Source organism: Pseudomonas sp. GW704-F2 (assembly GCF_059423025.1).
Genome location: NZ_JBWKXO010000036.1, coordinates 26400 through 42280 on the forward strand (window position 1 = coordinate 26400; position 15881 = coordinate 42280).

13 protein-coding genes are annotated in these 15881 nt (G+C 59.2%); 2 read left to right on the plus strand and 11 right to left on the minus strand.

The annotated features are described in order from the left end of the window. The first annotated feature begins 36 nt into the window (after window positions 1-36). Entirely contained in the window at window positions 37-903 is an 867-nt protein-coding gene (locus AC07W0_RS24215) for a pirin family protein (protein WP_102618156.1), read from the plus strand. Between the two features lie 98 nt (window positions 904-1001). Here the strand turns inward: AC07W0_RS24215 and AC07W0_RS24220 are convergent, their stop codons facing one another. The 4 genes from AC07W0_RS24220 to AC07W0_RS24235 form a co-directional block, all read right to left on the minus strand. After that, on the minus strand, window positions 1002-1730 hold the full coding sequence (locus AC07W0_RS24220) for a dienelactone hydrolase family protein (RefSeq protein ID WP_017846777.1): 729 nt from the start codon (window positions 1728-1730) through the stop codon (window positions 1002-1004). 67 nt (window positions 1731-1797) lie between these two features. Next, window positions 1798-3702, minus strand: coding sequence for a molecular chaperone HtpG (htpG, locus tag AC07W0_RS24225; protein ID WP_017846776.1), 1905 nt, complete (start codon window positions 3700-3702; stop codon window positions 1798-1800). An 89-nt stretch (window positions 3703-3791) separates the two neighbouring features. Beyond that, a complete protein-coding gene (locus AC07W0_RS24230) occupies window positions 3792-4244 on the minus strand; it encodes a PaaI family thioesterase (protein ID WP_017846775.1) in 453 nt (150 codons plus the stop codon). Continuing rightward, on the minus strand, window positions 4241-4717 hold the full coding sequence (locus AC07W0_RS24235; RefSeq protein WP_017846774.1) for a PaaI family thioesterase: 477 nt from the start codon (window positions 4715-4717) through the stop codon (window positions 4241-4243). The genes AC07W0_RS24230 and AC07W0_RS24235 overlap by 4 nt, the downstream gene beginning before the upstream one ends. A gap of 158 nt (window positions 4718-4875) precedes the next feature. On the opposite strand from AC07W0_RS24235, the gene AC07W0_RS24240 reads away from it, so the two are divergent. Then, window positions 4876-5127: a hypothetical protein gene (locus AC07W0_RS24240; protein ID WP_017846773.1), complete on the plus strand. Its 252-nt coding sequence runs from the start codon at window positions 4876-4878 to the stop codon at window positions 5125-5127. A 113-nt stretch (window positions 5128-5240) separates the two neighbouring features. Here the strand turns inward: AC07W0_RS24240 and AC07W0_RS24245 are convergent, their stop codons facing one another. The 7 genes from AC07W0_RS24245 to AC07W0_RS24275 all read right to left on the minus strand — a co-directional run bounded on the left by AC07W0_RS24245 (window position 5241) and on the right by AC07W0_RS24275 (window position 15794). Continuing rightward, window positions 5241-5981: a DUF599 domain-containing protein gene (locus AC07W0_RS24245; protein WP_017846772.1), complete on the minus strand. Its 741-nt coding sequence runs from the start codon at window positions 5979-5981 to the stop codon at window positions 5241-5243. A 179-nt stretch (window positions 5982-6160) separates the two neighbouring features. Continuing rightward, window positions 6161-7474, minus strand: a complete 1314-nt coding sequence (brnQ, locus tag AC07W0_RS24250; RefSeq protein WP_102618157.1) for a branched-chain amino acid transport system II carrier protein — start codon at window positions 7472-7474, stop codon at window positions 6161-6163. A 431-nt stretch (window positions 7475-7905) separates the two neighbouring features. Continuing rightward, window positions 7906-8787, minus strand: coding sequence for a succinate--CoA ligase subunit alpha (gene sucD, locus AC07W0_RS24255; RefSeq protein WP_003172813.1), 882 nt, complete (start codon window positions 8785-8787; stop codon window positions 7906-7908). Beyond that, window positions 8787-9953 (minus strand): ADP-forming succinate--CoA ligase subunit beta, encoded by a 1167-nt coding sequence (sucC, locus tag AC07W0_RS24260; RefSeq protein WP_017846770.1) that lies wholly within the window; start codon window positions 9951-9953, stop codon window positions 8787-8789. The genes sucD and sucC overlap by 1 nt, the downstream gene beginning before the upstream one ends. Window positions 9954-10156: 203 nt before the next feature. Further along, window positions 10157-11593, minus strand: coding sequence for a dihydrolipoyl dehydrogenase (lpdA, locus tag AC07W0_RS24265; protein WP_017846769.1), 1437 nt, complete (start codon window positions 11591-11593; stop codon window positions 10157-10159). Between the two features lie 101 nt (window positions 11594-11694). After that, window positions 11695-12918: a 2-oxoglutarate dehydrogenase complex dihydrolipoyllysine-residue succinyltransferase gene (odhB, locus tag AC07W0_RS24270; protein ID WP_017846768.1), complete on the minus strand. Its 1224-nt coding sequence runs from the start codon at window positions 12916-12918 to the stop codon at window positions 11695-11697. 44 nt (window positions 12919-12962) lie between these two features. Beyond that, window positions 12963-15794: a 2-oxoglutarate dehydrogenase E1 component gene (locus AC07W0_RS24275; RefSeq protein ID WP_017846767.1), complete on the minus strand. Its 2832-nt coding sequence runs from the start codon at window positions 15792-15794 to the stop codon at window positions 12963-12965. Window positions 15795-15881: the final 87 nt, after the last annotated feature.

Consider the following 15881-nt stretch of genomic DNA (forward strand, 5'->3'; position numbering starts at 1 on the left):
TCAGGGCTATCCAACCCGCTCCGACAGGGACGCACCATGACCACCCTCACCGTGATCCGCCCTCGCCTCGAAGATGTCGAAGGCCAGCCCATCCTGCGCCCGCTGCCATCGCGAGAATGCCGTAGCGTCGGGCCGTTCGTGTTTTTCGACCATATGCTGGCTACCCGCTATGCACCGGGCAGCGGCATGAATATCCGCCAGCATCCGCACATCGGCCTGTCGACCCTCACCTACCTGTTCGAAGGCACCTTGCAGCACAAGGACAGCCTCGGTTCGGACCAAATGGTGCAGGCCGGCGATGTGAGCTGGATGACCGCCGGCAGCGCGATTGCCCACGTCGAGCGCACGCCCGAAGCAATCAAGAGCAAGGGGTTCAGCCTGCATGGGCTGCAAGTGTGGCTCGCCTCCCCCAAGGACCACGAGAGCGGGCCGGGGCATTACAGCCACCATCCAGCGGCTGACCTACCGGTCAGCGACAACCTGGGCGTGCAGGTCCGCCTGATCGCCGGCAATGGCTTCTGCCTCAAATCACCGGTGCCGGTGCTGTCACCCACGCTGTACGCCGATGTGCAGATGCAGACGGCCACCACCCTGCTGATCCCGGACGAGCATGAAGAACGCGCGGTGTATGTGCTGGAGGGTGACGTGCAGTTGGACGGTGAGCCGCTTGAGGCACACAGCCTGGTGGTGTTGCCGAGCGGACAGGCGATGACCCTGTCTGCCGACAGCGATTGTCACCTGGTGGTGTTCGGTGGCGCGCCGCTGGATGGGCCACGCCGGATCAACTGGAATTTTGTCGCGAGCGACCCGGCCGTGATCGAGCAGGCCCGACAGCGTTGGGCGGCTGGGGATTGGCCAACGGTGCCCGGTGAAACCGAAAGAATTGAGTTGCCGGTGAGATAGCCGCCTGCTCCCACATTTAACCGCGTTTACCCTGTAGGAATGCGCTCGAATGTGGGAGCTGGCTTGCTCGCGATGAGGCCAGGACAGACGCCAGAGACTTAGCCCTTGAACACTTCATCCAACAAGTTATGCATCGACTGGAACGCCCGGGCAGCGGTCTTCGCATCGTACATCATCATGCCCGGCACGTTGGCGTGCGGGTCGGTGAAGGAATGCACCGCACCGCCATAGCTCAGCAGTTGCCAATCCACACCGGCCGCGTTCATCTCATCTTCGAACGCCGGCAGTTGTGCTTTCGGCACCAGCGGGTCGGAAGCACCATGCAACACCAGCACGGAACCCTTGATGTTCTTCGCATCCGCCGGGTTTGGCGTGTCGAGGGTGCCGTGGAACGACACCGCAGCCTTCAATGGTGCGCCGGTGCGCGCCAGCTCCAACGCACAGCAACCGCCGAAGCAGAAACCGAAGGTGGCCAACCTGGACGTATCCACCGCAGCTTCGCTCTGGCCTTGCAGTTGCGCTAACGCGGCCTGCATGCGCTTGTTCAGCAACGGGCGGTCATTCTTCAACGGCATCATCGCCGCACCGGCTTCATCGTTATTCGACGGGCGCACGGTTTGCCCGTACAGGTCGGCGATCAGCACCACGTAGCCTTTGCTGGCGACGCGCTTGGCAATCTCTTCGGCCCCCGCACTCACGCCCATCCAGTTCGGCGCCATCAACAGGCCCGGCAGCGGGCCGGTTTGGCTGGCATCGAAGGCCAGGCGGCTTTCATAAGACTGGCCATCAATCTGATAGACCACGGAACGCACAGTGACTTGGCTCATCATTTACTCCAGTTGAGGTTGCACAAGAACGAAAAAACCCGCCGAAGCGGGTTTTTCTACAACGGGGTTAAACCGACAGTTCAACCAACAGCTTGTTCAGTCGGCGCACATAGGCGGCCGGGTCTTTCAGGCTGTCGCCGGCAGCCAGGGCTGCCTGGTCGAAGAGGATGTGCGACAGGTCGCCAAAACGCTCTTCGCTCTGTTCGCCGTCGAGTTTCTCGATCAGCGGGTGAGCCGGGTTGAATTCGAAGATCGGCTTGGAGTCCGGCACCTTCTGACCGCTGGCTTCGAGGATCTGACGCATCTGCATGCCCAGGTCCTGCTCGCCGATGGCCAGGATCGCCGGGGAGTCGGTCAGACGGTGGGAAACCCGCACTTCGCTGACGGCGTCGCCCAGAGAGGCCTTGATCCGCTCAACCAGGCCTTCCTTGGACTTGGCCACTTCTTCAGCGGCTTTTTTGTCTTCTTCGGAATCCAGGTTGCCCAGGTCCAGGTCGCCACGCGCCACGTCGACAAAGGTCTTACCGTCGAATTCGCTGAGGTAGCTCATCAGCCACTCATCGATACGGTCGGTCAGCAGCAGCACTTCGATGCCTTTCTTGCGGAAGACTTCCAGGTGCGGGCTGTTCTTGACCTGAGCGTAGGTCTCGCCGGTCAGGTAGTAGATCTTGTCCTGACCTTCCTTGGCGCGTGCCAGGTACTCGGCTAGGGACACCACCTGCTCGCCGTCTTCGCCCTGGGTGGAGGCAAAACGCAGCAGGCCGGCGATTTTTTCCTTGTTGGCGAAATCTTCCGCCGGGCCTTCTTTCATGACCTGGCCGAAGTTCTTCCAGAAGCCTTTGTATTGCTCAGGCTCGTTCTTCGCCAGTTTTTCCAGCATGTCGAGGACGCGCTTGGTCAGCGCCGACTTCATGGAGTCGATGATCGGGTCTTTCTGCAGGATTTCCCGCGACACGTTCAGCGACAGGTCGTTGGAGTCGACCACGCCTTTGATAAAGCGCAGGTACAGCGGCAGGAACGATTCCGCCTGGTCCATCACGAACACGCGCTGCACGTAGAGCTTCAGGCCCTTTGGCGCTTCGCGCTGGTACAGGTCGAACGGCGCGCGGGCCGGTACGTAGAGCAGCGAGCTGTATTCCAGCTTGCCTTCGACCTTGTTGTGGCTCCAGCTCAGCGGGTTTTCGTAGTCGTGCCCGATGTGCTTGTAGAACTCCTGGTATTCCTCGTCCTTGATCTCGGTACGCGGACGGGTCCACAGGGCGCTGGCGCGGTTGACGGTTTCCCACTCAACGGCCGGTGCTTCTTCGCCTTCGGCGGCGGCCTGCTCTTTCGGCAATTCGATCGGCAGGGCGATGTGGTCGGAATACTTCTTGATGATGTTGCGCAGGCGCCAGCCATCGGCAAATTCGTCTTCACCGGGTTTCAGGTGCAGCACGATGCGCGTACCGCGATCAGCCTTGTCGAGGGTAGCGACTTCAAACTCGCCCTCGCCTTTCGAAGACCAATGCACGCCTTCGCTGGCGTCAAGGCCGGCGCGGCGGCTGAACACTTCAACCTTGTCGGCGACGATGAAGGCCGAGTAGAAGCCCACGCCGAACTGACCGATCAGGTGCGAATCTTTCTTCTGGTCGCCCGAAAGGTGCTTCATGAAATCGGCAGTGCCGGATTTGGCGATGGTCCCCAGGTGGGTGATCGCATCCTCACGGCTCATGCCGATACCGTTATCTTCGAGGGTGACGGTCTTGGCGTCTTTGTCGAAGCTCACGCGGATTTTCAGTTCGGCGCCGCCTTCCAGCAACTCCGGCTTGGACAGGGCTTCGAAACGTAATTTGTCGACAGCGTCAGAGGCGTTCGAGATCAACTCGCGAAGGAAAATTTCCTTGTTGGAATACAGCGAATGGATCATGAGGTGCAGCAGTTGCTTCACCTCGGTCTGGAAGCCCAGGGTTTCCTTTTGAGTTTCCACACTCATGGTCATCAAACTCCAATTGGATGGCAGTGGCCGCGCCCTGAAGGGTTGGCGGCGGGTTGTCATCAAAGTTGGGGGCTAAGACCAGGATTTCAAGGGCGGGACACTTCTCCGATCTTGAAATGCGCGCGGGCGGTGGCGATGGGTTCGGCCGCGGTGCTTTGCCAGGCGGTGATCGACACGTTCGCCACCCGTCGACCCTGGCGCCAGACCTGGCACTTGGCGTAAGTGTCGCGAAACTGGCCGGCACGCAGGTAATCCAGGGAAAAGTCGATGATTTTCGGCAGGCCCGGTGCGCCGGTGAATACCAGCAGGTGCAACGCGGCGCAGAGTTCCATAAAGCCTGCAATCACACCGCCGTGCAGCGCCGGTAATATCGGGTTACCAATGTTGTCCTTGTTGGCCGGCAGGCGGAACAGCAGCTCATCGCCTATCCGCGTGCATTCGATGCCGATCAGCTTGGCGTAGGGGATCAGATCGAGCAGCGCCTTGTAGTTGCCGTGCTCATGGGCCTGCTCCAGACGTGTCTTGAAGTGATGTGTCATGCCTGTTCTCCCGTGACTGTACTGCCCAGCCCCTGCGCACCCTTGAGGCGCTTGCCCATACGCATGAACGTCCCCACCGTGTGGGCGACGGGTTGTTGCGGGTCGTCCTGATAAGCGAAACCACGGGTGAAAATCACGTCGGTGGTCACCCGGTAGCACTGGGCAAAACCATACACCGGCTTGTGCGGTTCGGCGGGATGCATGTAGTCGATGCGCAGGTCGAGGGTCGGGCACACCTCGAACTCCGGCAACACGCACAGGGTGGCCATGCCGCAGGCGGTGTCCATCAGCGAGGTCAATGCGCCACCATGGATCACGCCCGTCTGGGGATCACCCACGATCATCGGGCTGTAGGGCAGAACCAGGGTAATCCCCTCCTCGCTGGCTTGATGAACGGTAATGCCCAGCACTTGGCAATGGCGCAACGCTGAAATAAAGCGCTTGGCACGCTCTAACAAGGGATTTTCGGTCATTCGGTTCAGACTCTGATGAATGTGGGGCCGGCGCAGTATGGACCGTCGGAAAAAGTTCCTTGGGAAAATGCTTTATATATCTGTGGGATATAAGGAACTAATGCTGGCCCCATGTGCTCGAAAGGCCAGTAGATATCTTCACTAAGGAGAAACACCCAATGCGCAAGACTTTAGCTATTTCCATGATGCTGGCCGCTGCCCTCGGTCTCGCTGCCTGCGACAAGAAATCCGAAAACAAGGCCCAAGATGCCGCCGCGCACTCTGAGCAAGCTCAGAAAGATATGGCTGCAGCACAGGATAAAGTGAACGAAGCTGCGAAAGAAAACGGCGATGCTGCCAAAGCTCAGGCCGAATCGAACAAAGCCGCAGCACAAGAAGCAGCACCTGCTACTCCAGCAACCGGTTCTTGATACCGGGGCTTGAAATAGCTTGGCTGCAAAAAGAAAGCCCGCTTAGATAGCGGGCTTTACTTTGTCTGCTGTTGGCGCGGAGTGCGATAAACCGGCGCTATGCCTGCAGCGCTTTACGCCACCGGGTCTTTGGCCACGTCCGGCAGCGACGTATCGGTCTGCGTATACACCATCACTTGCAGTACGTCGGAATGAAACTCTCGGCGATACAGCACCAACACCACCCCGGCGCTCATCGACATGAACAGCCAGGGGCTGACAAACCATGCCAGCATGGTCATCCCGAAGTAGTAAGCGCGCAAGCCAAAGTTGAACTGGTTGGCCGCCATCGAAATCACCCGCGCCGCCCGCAGGGCAAACGCCTTGCGCTCCTGCTCCGACACGTGCCGCTCACCGATCATCGGCGCCGACCCCACCAGCACCGCAGCAAAGTTGTACTGGCGCATACACCAGCTGAAGGTGAAGAACGCGTAGACGAACACCAGTGCCAGGCACAGCAGCTTGATCTCCGACATGCCCTGGGATGCCTGCTGCACCAGCGGAATATCGGCCAGCAATGAAACTGCCCGCTCCGAGGCGCCCAACACGGTGAGAATGCCCGCAAGGATGATCAAGGTGCTGGAGGCGAAGAACGAGGCGTTGCGCTCAAGATTGCCAATCACACTGGCGTCGGCGATGCGGTTGTCACGCAGCAGCATGCGACGCATCCAATCTTCGCGATACAGGTGCAGCACGCTGGCCAGACAGGCAGTGTCGCGGGCTTTCCAGGTGGCATAACGGGTGTAGCCGCCCCAACAGAGGACGAACCAGAGGGCGGCAAGCAAGTGGATCAGGTTGGCTTCGATAAACGGCATGCGGGTCCTTATACACGACAGATTTCATGAACCCGGTTAAGTGTGGGCGCCGGGTTCCAGCTTGAGCTTTGCGTTACTCCTTCGACGTTAGCCCATGGAAAAAGGCACTGCCCGCCGCCCATAAAAAATGCCCCGTATCAATCGATACGGGGCATTTCAATACAGCGTGAAGCCGGGGGTTACGCGACCGCTTCGCTGCGCTTGCCCAGCATGCGGTCAACCACCACCGCGACCACCAGCATCATCACCGATGGCACCAGCCACGCCAGGCCCTGCTCGCTCAACGGCAGGTTGGCCAATTGCGCCGGCATCCAGCCCGCCAGGCCGGCGCCCTTGAGCGCATCGATGCAGCCGAAGATGAACGACACCAACATCACCGGGCCAACGATGCGGCTCTGCTCCTGCCAGAAGTCTTTGCAGAAGCTCAAAGCCACCAGCACGATGCATGGCGGGTAGATCGCAGTGAGCACCGGGATCGAAAACGCGATCAGTTTGGTCAGGCCCAGGTTGGACACGAACAGCGAGAACAGCGCCAGGATCACCACCAGGGTCTTGTAGGACAGCGGCAGGATCCGGCTGAAGTACTCGGCGCAGGCACAGGTCAGGCCGACGGCGGTGACCAGGCAGGCCAGGGAGATCAGCACGGCCAGGAAGCCGCTGCCCAGGGAGCCAAAGGTGTGTTGCACGTAGGCGTGCAGGACGGCGGCGCCATTGGCGGCACCGGCGGCGATCTCATGGCTGCCCGCCCCGAGGCGGAACAGGCTGACATACACCAACGCCAGGCCGACGCCGGCAATCAGCCCGGCAATGATCGCGTAGCGGGTGATCAATTTAGGCGATTCGACACCACGAGAACGGATCGCGTTGACGATCACGATACCGAACACCAGCGCGCCCAGGGTATCCATGGTCAGGTAACCATTGATAAAGCCTTGGGAGAACGGCGCGGCCACGTATTCCGGGTTGGCGACGCCCACTTCACCGGCCGGCAAGGCAAACGCGGCGATACCAAGGATGGACAGCGCGATGATTTTCAGCGGTGCCAGGAAACGGCCCACGGTGTCCAACAGACGGCCCGGGTACAGGGAGACGAAAAACACCACCAGAAAGTACACCGCGCTGTAGAGGAACAGCGCCAGCGGGCTTTCACCGGTCAACGGCGCCAGGCCCACTTCAAAGGACACGGTCGCGGTACGCGGGGTGGCGAACAGCGGCCCTACCGCCAAATACGCTGCCGCCGCCAGCAGGCCACCGGCGATCTTGCCGATCGGGCTGCTCAACGCATCCATACCACCACCGACCTTGGCCAGGGCGATCACGGTGACCACCGGGAGCCCGACCGCGGTGATCAGGAAACCCAACGCCGCCATCCAGACATGGGGTCCGGACTGCAAACCAACGATAGGCGGGAAGATGATGTTGCCGGCCCCCACAAACAGGGCAAAAGTCATGAAGCCCAACGCCAGGATGTCCTGGCTTTTCAACACTTTCATTTGAGGAAATACCACACTACTGAATCGGAATTTAGAGAGGGCTTCCCTATGGATGAGGGAAATGCTGCCGGCCCTTGTGGGCACCGACCGGTCTAGCGCGCGGCTTCCTTTTGGGATGCGAGCGCTTAAAGAGGCGGCAAGGTTACAGAATTTGGCCGATAAACGCACTGTTGCAGGGCGAACTGTCCGATAAGCGACATTGGAATGTCGTGTTTTCATACTTAATGTGGCAATACAGACAAAAAATGTGGGAGGGGGTTTGCTCCCGATAGCGGAGGTTCAATCACATCATCAGTGACTGAGCCATTGTCATCGGGAGCTAGCCCCCTCCCACATGGGACCAAGTACATTTCAATAAATGGACCGCCCAGAACGCACAAAGGCCACCCGAAGGTGGCCTTTGCTGGTGAAGCGTCAGTTAAGCGCGAGGCTTACTTGACTGCCCAACCGGTCAGCTCGGCCAAGGCCTTGCCAATGTCTGCCAGCGAACGCACGGTTTTTACGCCTGCGTCTTGCAGTGCAGCGAATTTCTCGTCTGCAGTGCCTTTGCCGCCAGAGATGATTGCGCCAGCATGGCCCATGCGCTTGCCAGCAGGGGCAGTCACACCAGCGATGTAGGAAACAACCGGCTTGGTCACGTGGGCCTTGATGTAGGCAGCCGCTTCTTCTTCAGCCGAACCGCCGATCTCACCGATCATGACGATCGCTTCGGTCTTCGGGTCTTCCTGGAACAGCTTCAGGATGTCGATGAAGTTCGAGCCTGGGATCGGGTCACCGCCGATGCCGACGCAAGTCGACTGACCGAAACCGGCGTCAGTGGTCTGCTTCACAGCTTCGTAGGTCAGGGTGCCGGAACGGGAAACGATACCGACTTTACCTGGCAAGTGAATGTGACCAGGCATGATGCCGATCTTGCATTCGCCTGGAGTGATCACGCCTGGGCAGTTAGGGCCGATCAGGACCACACCCAGCTCGTCGCACTTGACCTTGGCGTCCAGCATATCCAGGGTAGGAATGCCTTCGGTGATGCACACGATCAGCTTGATGCCGCCGAACGCCGCTTCCAGGATCGAGTCTTTGCAGAAAGGAGCCGGAACGTAGATCACGCTGGCGGTCGCGCCAGTGGCAGCTACTGCGTCTTTAACGGTGTTGAACACTGGCAGGCCCAGGTGCTCGGTGCCGCCTTTGCCCGGCGTTACACCACCAACCATCTTGGTGCCGTATTCGATGGCTTGCTGGGTGTGGAAGCTACCTTGCGAACCGGTAATACCCTGGCAGATAACTTTGGTGTCTTTATTGATCAGGACGCTCATTATTTGCCCTCCGCAGCTTTGACAACTTGTTGAGCAGCGTCGGTCAGGCTGGTAGCCGCGATGATGTTCAAACCGCTTTCTGCCAGTACTTTAGCGCCCAGTTCAGCGTTGTTACCTTCAAGGCGAACAACAACCGGGATTTTCACGCCGACTTCTTTCACTGCACCGATGATGCCTTCGGCAATCATGTCGCAACGAACGATGCCGCCGAAGATGTTGACCAGTACTGCAGCGACGTTGGAGTCGGACAGGATGATCTTGAAGGCTTCGGTTACGCGTTCTTTGGTAGCACCACCGCCCACGTCGAGGAAGTTGGCTGGTTTGCCGCCATGCAGGTTGACGATGTCCATGGTACCCATGGCCAGGCCGGCACCGTTGACCATGCAGCCGATGTTACCTTCCAGGGCTACGTAGTTCAGTTCGAACTTGGCAGCGTGCGCTTCGCGCGGATCGTCTTGCGACGGATCGTGGAAAGTCTTCAGCTTAGGCTGACGGTACATGGCGTTGGCGTCGATGTTGATCTTGGCGTCGAGGCAATGCAGATCGCCGTCAGCCTTGATCACCAGCGGGTTCACTTCCAGCAGGGCCAGATCGTGATCCTGGAACAGTTTGGCCAGACCTACGAAGATCTTGGCGAACTGGGCAACTTGCTTGCCTTCCAGACCCAGCTGGAAAGCCAGCTCGCGACCCTGGAATGGCTGAGCGCCAACCAGTGGATCGATAGTGGCTTTCAGAATTTTTTCAGGGGTATCGTGAGCGATCTTCTCGATGTCCACGCCACCTTCGGTGGAAGCCATGAACACGATGCGACGGCTAGAACGGTCAACGACAGCGCCCAGGTACAGCTCTTTAGCGATATCAGTGCACGATTCAACCAGGATCTTGGTGACTGGCTGGCCATTGGCATCAGTCTGGTAAGTCACCAGACGCTTGCCCAGCCACTGCTGTGCGAAGGCCTTGGCGTCTTCTTTGCTGCGAACCAGCTTAACGCCGCCCGCTTTACCGCGACCACCTGCGTGAACCTGGGCTTTTACAACCCATTCGGTCCCGCCGATTTTATCGCAAGCTTCTGCTGCTGCTTCCGGGGTGTCTACTGCGTAGCCCTGGGATACTGGCAGGCCGTATTCAGCGAACAGCTGCTTACCCTGATACTCGTGAAGATTCATGCTTTTTACCGTCTTCGTTAGGTACTGCGCATTCGGCGCTGCGCTCATTATGAGTGCCGCGCCACCTGTGACTGCTGCTTACGCAACTTGCCGGACTCAAGCCCGGTCAAGCTGCGCAAGACTGCGTCCAGCGGATATTCCGCGGTGAGTCTTGCGCGCAAGGCTCACGACGGGCAACCGCCGTGGTTTCTTATTATCTCGTTTTAGCGCTTCTTCTTGTTCGCGATGTGAATGGCATGACCATTCACTGCCAGCGCGGCTTCGTGCAATGCTTCGGACAGGGTCGGATGGGAGAAAACCATCATGCCGATGTCCTCGGCACTGGTGCCGAATTCCATACCGATTGCGCCCTGCTGGACCAGTTCTGCTGCGCCTGGGCCAATCACATGGACGCCCAATACGCGGTCAGTCTTGGCATCAGCGATGACTTTGACAAAACCACCGGTGTCGTTGGCTGCCATGGCACGACCAGAAGCAGCGAACGGGAAGGTGCCGACGTTAACTTCAACGCCTTCAGCTTTCAACTGCTGTTCGTTCTTGCCGACCCATGCAATTTCCGGGTGGGTGTAGATAACCGATGGGACCAGGTCGTAGTTCATCTGGGTTTTGTGGCCCTTGATGCGCTCGACAACCATGATGCCTTCTTCGGAAGCCTTGTGCGCCAGCATCATGCCGCGAACCACGTCGCCAATGGCGTAGACGCCAGGAACGGTGGTAGCGCAGTGATCGTCAACGTGGATGAAACCACGCTCGTCGATGTTCACGCCGCTGTCGGCAGCCAGCAGGTCGGTGGTCACTGGACGGCGACCAACGGCTACGATCAGCTTGTCGAAGGTGATGGTCTGTTCGCCATCCTTGTCGGTGTAGGTCACGACCACTTCTTCGCCGTTGACCTTCGAGCCGGTCACGCGAGCGCCCAGCTTGATGTCCAGACCCTGTTTGGTCAGGGTTTTCAGGGCTTCCTTGGACACTGCGGTGTCGGCAGCCAGCAGGAACGTGTCCAGGGCTTCGAGCACAGTGACCTGGGAACCCAGGCGGGACCAGACCGAACCCAGTTCCAGGCCGATCACGCCAGCGCCGATCACGCCCAGACGCTTGGGAACTGCTTGGAATTCCAGGGCGCCGGTCGAATCAACGATGACTTTCTGGTCAACAGGTGCTGGTGGAATGTCGATCGGACGCGAACCTGGAGCCAGGATCACGTTTTCGGCTTCGATGATTTCGACCGAACCGTCCGGCTTGGTGATTTCAACTTTCTTGCCGGCCAGCAGCTTGCCGTGGCCTTGCAGGGAAGTTACGCCGTTGGCCTTGAACAGGGTGGCAACGCCGGAGGTCAGGCCTTTGACGATGTTGGCTTTACGGCCGACCATCGCGGGTACGTCCATGGTCACGCCAGCGTGGTGGATGCCGTGGATGGCAAAACCGCTTTGCGCTTCGTGGAATTTCCAGGAGCTGTCCAGCAGCGCCTTGGAAGGAATGCAACCAACGTTCAGGCAGGTACCGCCCAGTGCCAGTTTGCCTTCCTTGTCGGTGTATTTTTCGATGCAAGCAGTCGAGAGGCCCAGTTGTGCGGCCTTGATAGCGGCAACATAGCCGCCAGGACCTGCACCAATCACTACAACGTCAAATTTCTGCGACATGAAAATAGTTCCTCTATTTAGCAGCAAGCTGTCAAGCCGCAGGCCCCAAGCCCGACTGCCGTATCCGGCAGCCTGTCACTTGAGGCCCGCAGCTGCTTCTATCAGATATCCAGCAGCAGACGAGCTGGGTCTTCCAGCAGGTTCTTGATGGTCACCAGGAAAGTCACGGCTTCTTTACCATCGATCAGGCGGTGATCGTAAGACAGCGCCAGGTACATCATCGGACGGATCACGACTTGGCCGTTGATGGCCATCGGACGCTGGATGATGTTGTGCATGCCCAGGATCGCAGCTTGCGGCGGGTTGACGATCGGAGTCGACATCATCGAACCGAAGGTACCACCGTTGGTGATGGTGAAGGTGCCGCCGGTCATCTCGTCGATGGTCAGCTTGCCGTCACGGGCTTTCTTGCCGAAGCCGGCGATGCCGCCTTCGATTTCAGCCAGGCTCATCAGCTCGGCGTTACGCAGAACCGGAACCACCAGGCCGCGGTCGCTGGACACGGCAACGCCGACGTCTGCATAACCATGGTAAACGATGTCGCTGCCGTCGATGGAAGCGTTGACTGCCGGGAAGCGTTTCAGCGCTTCGGTGGCCGCTTTCACGAAGAACGACATGAAGCCCAGGCGCACGCCGTTGTGGCTCTTCTCGAACAGGTCCTTGTACTTCGAACGCAGGGCCATGACTTCGGTCATGTCGACTTCGTTGAAGGTGGTCAGCATCGCCATGTTCGACTGTGCTTCAACCAGACGCTTGGCCACGGTGGCACGCACGCGGGTCATCGGCACGCGCTTCTCGGTGCGGTCGCCAGCGGCGAACACAGGAGCAGCGGCAGCAGGCGCTGCAGCCTTGGCGGGTGCGGCAGCTGGAGCGTTTTTCTTGGCTTCAACGGCAGCAACCACGTCTTCCTTGGTCACACGGCCGTCTTTGCCGGTGCCTTTGATGGAAGCCAGGTTGATGCCGTTCTCTTCGGCCAGCTGACGAGCAGCCGGTGCGGCGATTGGATCTTCGCCACCCGCCGCCGGAGCGGCAGCTGGAGCAGAAGCAGCAACAGCCGGTGCAGCGGCAGCCGGAGCGGCAGCAGCGCTGCCCGCTTCGATCGAGCCCAGTACCTGGTTGGACAGGACGGTATCGCCTTCGTTGGCAATGATCGCGCCCAACACGCCGTCAGCTTCAGCCAACACTTCCAGAACGACTTTGTCGGTCTCGATGTCGACGATCAGTTCGTCACGCTTTACAGCCTCGCCTGGTTTCTTGTGCCAAGTGGCAATGGTGCCATCGGCAACCGATTCCGGGAATGTCGGGGCTTTGATTTCGATAGCCATTATCTGTGGGTCCTTAAAATTCGGTTTCAGTCAGCGCGAAGGCGTTAAACAGTGAAAGCATCTTGCAGGAGTTTTTCCTGCTGCTCGGCGTGCATCGATGCATAACCACAGGCAGGCGCGGCAGAAGCATCGCGACCGGCGTATTCCAGGCCCAGGGCCTTGTTGTGGTTACCAATGCTGCGACGCAGATGATGCTGGCTGCTGTACCAGGCGCCCTGGTTCATCGGTTCTTCCTGACACCACACTACATGAGTGAGGTTGGTGTAAGGCGCGATGATCTCCATGAGGTCATCTTCCGGGAACGGGTAAAGCTGCTCGATACGCACGATGGCGATGTCTTCGCGGCCTTCGGCACGGCGTTTTTCCAGCAAATCGTAGTAGACCTTGCCGCTGCACAGGATCAGGCGAGTGACCTTGGCCGCGTCCAGTGTATCGATTTCTGGAATAACGGTCTGGAACGAGCCTTCCGCCAGATCTTCCAGGGTCGAGATGGCCAATTTATGACGCAACAGCGATTTCGGCGTCAGCACTACCAGCGGCTTGCGCAGTGGGCGAATGACCTGGCGACGCAGCAAGTGGTAGATCTGGGCCGGGGTAGTCGGCACGCACACCTGGATGTTGTGCTCGGCGCACAGCTGCAGGTAACGCTCCAGACGGGCCGAGGAGTGCTCCGGACCCTGACCTTCATAACCGTGTGGCAGCAGCATGGTCAGACCGCACAGACGGCCCCACTTGTGCTCGCCGCTGGTGATGAACTGGTCGATAACCACCTGGGCACCGTTGGCGAAGTCGCCGAACTGGGCTTCCCAGATCACCAGCGCGTTAGGCGTGGTGGTCGAGTAACCGTATTCGAACGCCAGTACGGCTTCTTCGGACAGGAACGAATCGTACAGGTCGAAACGTGGCTGGCCTTCGTACAGGTGTTGCAGCGGGATGTAGGTGCCTGCGTCTTTCTGGTTGTGCAGAACCGCGTGACGGTGCGAGAACGTACCACGGCCGATGTCCTGGCCGGTCATGCGGATCGGGTGACCTTCGAACGCCAGGGTCGCATACGCCATGGTTTCGGCGTAACCCCAGTTGATCGGCAGGCCGCCGGCTTGCATCTTCTGACGGTCTTCGTAGATCTTCGCGACCTGGCGCTGTACGACGAAGCCGTCAGGAATTTCCAGCAGCTTGGCAGACAGTTCCTGCAGAGTCTTCAGATCGAACGACGTATCGTGACGCGCAGTCCAGGCGTGGCCCAGGTACGGACGCCAGTCGACGAACAGCTCTTTGTTCGGCTCTTTGACCAGGCTTTTTACAACATGCAGACCATTGTCCAACGCGTTGCGGTATTCGTCGACTTTCGCCTGAACACGCGCTTCGTCAATCACACCGGCCTTGGTCAGGCTTTCGGCGTACAGCTCACGGGTGGTGCGCTGCTTGGTGATCTGCTGGTACATCAACGGCTGGGTGCCGCTTGGTTCGTCCGCTTCGTTGTGACCGCGACGGCGGTAGCAAACCAGGTCGATCACCACGTCACGCTTGAACTGCATGCGGTAGTCGACAGCCAGTTGGGTCACGAACAGCACGGCTTCCGGATCATCACCATTCACATGGAGGATCGGCGCCTGGATCATCTTGGCAACGTCGGTGGCGTACTCGGTGGAACGCGCGTCCAACGGGTTGCTGATGGTGAAGCCCACCTGGTTGTTGATGACGATGTGAACGGTACCGCCGGTCTTGAAGCCGCGGGTCTGCGACATCTGGAAGGTTTCCAGGACCACGCCTTGACCGGCGAATGCCGCGTCGCCGTGGATGGAAATCGGCAGAACCTTCTCACCGGTCGCGTCGTTACGACGATCCTGGCGAGCGCGCACCGAACCCTCGACCACTGGAGAAACGATTTCCAGGTGGGACGGGTTGAAGGCCATGGCCAGGTGAACTTCACCGCCGGTGGTCATCACGTTGGACGAGAAGCCCTGGTGGTATTTAACGTCACCGGAACCCAGCTCGACCTTTTTCTTGCCTTCGAACTCGTCGAACAAGTCGCGCGGGTTCTTGCCGAAGGTGTTGACCAGCACGTTGAGACGGCCACGGTGGGCCATGCCGATCACGATTTCCTTGGTGCCGTAGGAGCCGGAACGCTGGATCAGCTCGTCGAGCATCGGAATCAGGCTCTCGCCGCCTTCCAGGCCGAAACGCTTGGTGCCCGGGTATTTGGTGCCCAGGTATTTTTCGAGACCTTCGGCTGCGGTCACGCGCTCAAGCAGGTGGCTGCGCACATCGGCAGACAACACCGGACGGCCACGCACGCCTTCCAGGCGATGCTGGAACCAGTGACGCTGTTCGGAGTCGGTGATGTGCGTGAACTCAGCGCCAATGGTGCGGCAATATGTCTGCTGCAACGCTTCGTGAATTTCGCGTAGGCTCGCTTCCTCTTTGCCGATGAACAGGTCTCCGGCACGGAAGGTCGTATCAAGATCGGCATTGGTCAAGCCGTAATGATTGATCGACAGGTCTGCAGGTGCAGGACGCTTCCAGAGCCCCAGCGGGTCGAGCTGGGCCGCCTGGTGGCCGCGCATACGGTAGGCCTGGATCAGTCGCAGTACTTCAACTTGCTTCTTCTCATGCTCACTGCTCACGCTTCCGGCGGAAACCGGTTGGGCGCGGCGCTGGTTCTTTGCCAGCAGCACGAACTGATCGCGAATTGTTGCGTGCGATACATCGGTGGCAGCGTTGCCGTCTGAAGACAACGTCTGAAATTTGGTGCGCCATTCTTCTGGCACAGCGTTAGGGTCGTGCAGGTAGAGCTCATAAAGCTCTTCCACATAGGCAGCGTTACCACCTGAAAGATAGCCGCTGTTCCACATGCGCTGCATCACGCTTTCTTGCATGCTTGGTCACCCTCGATTTGGGGACACCACCGGCGGCGACACCGAGTTTGCTTGCAAAAGGCCAAGTGCAGCGACCAAAACAAGCCA

What these genes read in the sequence shown, in the direction of transcription:
- AC07W0_RS24215 (WP_102618156.1), top strand. Translation starts at nt 37, where the DNA reads ATGACCACCCTCACCGTGATCCGCCCTCGCCTCGAAGATGTCGAAGGC.
- AC07W0_RS24220 (WP_017846777.1), bottom strand. Translation starts at nt 1,730, where the DNA reads ATGAGCCAAGTCACTGTGCGTTCCGTGGTCTATCAGATTGATGGCCAG.
- htpG (WP_017846776.1), bottom strand. Translation starts at nt 3,702, where the DNA reads ATGAGTGTGGAAACTCAAAAGGAAACCCTGGGCTTCCAGACCGAGGTG.
- AC07W0_RS24230 (WP_017846775.1), bottom strand. Translation starts at nt 4,244, where the DNA reads ATGACACATCACTTCAAGACACGTCTGGAGCAGGCCCATGAGCACGGC.
- AC07W0_RS24235 (WP_017846774.1), bottom strand. Translation starts at nt 4,717, where the DNA reads ATGACCGAAAATCCCTTGTTAGAGCGTGCCAAGCGCTTTATTTCAGCG.
- AC07W0_RS24240 (WP_017846773.1), top strand. Translation starts at nt 4,876, where the DNA reads ATGCGCAAGACTTTAGCTATTTCCATGATGCTGGCCGCTGCCCTCGGT.
- AC07W0_RS24245 (WP_017846772.1), bottom strand. Translation starts at nt 5,981, where the DNA reads ATGCCGTTTATCGAAGCCAACCTGATCCACTTGCTTGCCGCCCTCTGG.
- brnQ (WP_102618157.1), bottom strand. Translation starts at nt 7,474, where the DNA reads ATGAAAGTGTTGAAAAGCCAGGACATCCTGGCGTTGGGCTTCATGACT.
- sucD (WP_003172813.1), bottom strand. Translation starts at nt 8,787, where the DNA reads ATGAGCGTCCTGATCAATAAAGACACCAAAGTTATCTGCCAGGGTATT.
- sucC (WP_017846770.1), bottom strand. Translation starts at nt 9,953, where the DNA reads ATGAATCTTCACGAGTATCAGGGTAAGCAGCTGTTCGCTGAATACGGC.
- lpdA (WP_017846769.1), bottom strand. Translation starts at nt 11,593, where the DNA reads ATGTCGCAGAAATTTGACGTTGTAGTGATTGGTGCAGGTCCTGGCGGC.
- odhB (WP_017846768.1), bottom strand. Translation starts at nt 12,918, where the DNA reads ATGGCTATCGAAATCAAAGCCCCGACATTCCCGGAATCGGTTGCCGAT.
- AC07W0_RS24275 (WP_017846767.1), bottom strand. Translation starts at nt 15,794, where the DNA reads ATGCAAGAAAGCGTGATGCAGCGCATGTGGAACAGCGGCTATCTTTCA.